This window comes from Mesorhizobium sp., from assembly GCF_024509055.1.
Classification (GTDB): domain Bacteria; phylum Pseudomonadota; class Alphaproteobacteria; order Rhizobiales; family Rhizobiaceae; genus Mesorhizobium.
The window spans coordinates 1-2,255 of record NZ_JANINM010000280.1 but is presented as its reverse complement, the minus strand read 5'-3'; the positions used below and the strand labels follow the sequence as shown (position 1 = coordinate 2,255).

The following is a 2,255-nucleotide window of genomic DNA, read 5'->3' as shown; positions in this document are numbered from 1 at the left end:
TATCCTTCCAGATAGTGGCCCCTCGTTGGGGAGGGGTGGCCCACGGACGGCGATAGGCTTTCAGGCTTGCGGCGTCAAGAGGAAAGTTTTTGTCGCTGGAGGGACACTAGCCGATATTCGAAGCACGCTTGAAAACGCAAATGGCGGACCGACGGGCTCCGCCATTTTGCATCCATCGGGTGTTGTTCACCAGAGGTCGTAGCGGAATCCAAGCTTGACCGTTTGATAGTTGATGCCTTTGTGGATGTTGAATGCACCAGCGTCATAGGCCACATATTTGGCGCTGGGCACGGAGAAGAACTCATAACCAACATCGAGCGAGACATTCTTGCTAACCTGGTAGGACAGGCCGCCGCCGATTGAATAAGCCAGGTTGAACTTCGCCTCGGAATCTTCCAACCCGCCGTACCCTGCGGGATCATCGCAGGTGAAGCCGCCGGCACCACTCGAATCCGGAGACACCGCCACGCATTTCCGCTCGCCCTGCGTCTTGTAATACTTGTTGTAGGCAAGGCCGAGGCCACCACCGATGTAAGGCGTAAAGCCGACATAGGTACCAAGGTCGACATAACCGTTGGCCATGATGCTGTAGCCTATGTTCTTGGCGCTGTTCGAGGCCTGGCAGTCCTCGGTCGCCGCTGCAGTCCCGATAATTATCGTGCCGCCGGGCCCGATTGTCAGCGTATTGGTGTGTCCAGCGCACCCGTTTGGCACCACCGCATAGTCGTCGAATTTGTTGGTTGGGAGAATCCCGCCATTTAGCTCGACCCGGAGGAAGTCGTTGACGTGGTAACCCACACCGACGCTTCCAGTGAACAGGCTACTGTCCGAACTGAAAGTTGTAGCGCCACTATTTGCGATCTGGTTTTCGAACGGATGGCTGAACGCATAGCCGACATCGCCGCGCAGGTACCATCCCGACCCCACCTCGACCGGCTTGTAGTCCGGCGCCTGGTCGACATAGATCGGCGGGTCATAGTCGGCCGCAAGCGCCGGCTGCAGTGGCAAAAGGACGATTGCGGCAAGCGCGGACGCGATACGCGATATGAATGTCATGGTCCCCGGCTCCTGAGGGTTGGCGCCAGTTCGCGAACGCGAGCACAGCTGCCGTTTCAGGATCATTGTTAACCATAGTGGTTAAGTGCCGGTTAAGGATAACGGTCCGTTACCGAATTGATTTCGACCGGCTTTTTGCCCTGGCAAGTCAAAAACGAAAACCGCCCGGCAAGCCGGGCGGTTGAGGTATTCCGGAATACTCGAGGCGACTACTTCGTGTAGATCGGCTCCGGCTCTGGTACGTAAGGCTCCGGCGGCGGCGCGCAATCCGAGCGGCCGAACTGGTAGCGCAGGCCACCGCGCACTTCGTGCACGTTGACGCCATGGTCGAAGCCCGGTCCGGCACCTGTCGAGCCGCCTGCCCCCGAGGCGTATTCGAACATCCGGCCGCCATTGATATGGCTGTAACGATAGCCGACATCGAGCTTGACGCGATCGGTCAGGCAGTAGGACGCGCCAGCCATGAGGGCGTAGGCGAAGCGCCAGCCCTGGCCGCCAGCATGATCGAATGAACCATCATTGTCGGTGTTGTTCAGGGTGTCCCACTTCATCCACGCGCCACCGATACCGGCGCCGACATAAGGCGTCACCCCGTGCCATGTGCCGATATCGACATAGGCGTTAGCCAGGAGCAGCAGCGCCGAATAGGATGAGCTGTCGACCGATACGCAAGGCGTGCCGGGCGCAGGCGTGCCGCAGGTGCCGCTCGTCGAGCCGCTAAAATTGGATTTGCCCAGCCAGTCCGCGGTGAGATCGGTGCGGAAATATTGGTTGACCTGATAGCCGACGCCGGCGCCGGCCGAGAAGGCGCCCTTCAGGCTGCCACCGTCGAAGCTGTTCGATCCGGGCGGCGGACCGTAAGTGATGTAATCAGCGCCGCTGAACTGCGACCAGTGATAGTCGATGTCGCCGCGGATGTACCAGCCACCGACATCGACGGGCTGGGCTTCGACAATCGGCGGCGGGGCCGGCTCGGCAGGCGGTGGTTCCGCGAGGTCGGCGGCAAGGGCCTGGCCGGCCACTCCCGCAAACAGCGCGGCAAAGAATGCCATTCTTGCTGTGTTGAACATGCTGTCACCCCTAGAAGCCTCGGGACGACATCCCGCCCGAAGTTGATTACCTCGGCGTGGATAATGAATTGCAAAGGTTAAAAGCCGTTTAACCGTACCGATTAACCACGAATCTATACAATTTTAGAT

General features: G+C 59.3%; 2 protein-coding genes. Both read right to left on the bottom strand.

Going from position 1 to position 2,255, the window contains the following annotated elements; genetic code table 11:
- Nucleotides 1–186: 186 nt before the first annotated feature.
- A complete protein-coding gene (locus Q0L57_RS13055) occupies nt 187–1,122 on the bottom strand; it encodes an outer membrane beta-barrel protein (protein WP_366940902.1) in 936 nt (311 codons plus the stop codon).
- Between the two features lie 143 nt (nt 1,123–1,265).
- Nucleotides 1,266–2,126: an outer membrane protein gene (locus Q0L57_RS13050; protein ID WP_296743228.1), complete on the bottom strand. Its 861-nt coding sequence runs from the start codon at nt 2,124–2,126 to the stop codon at nt 1,266–1,268.
- Between the last annotated feature and the right edge of the window lie 129 nt (nt 2,127–2,255).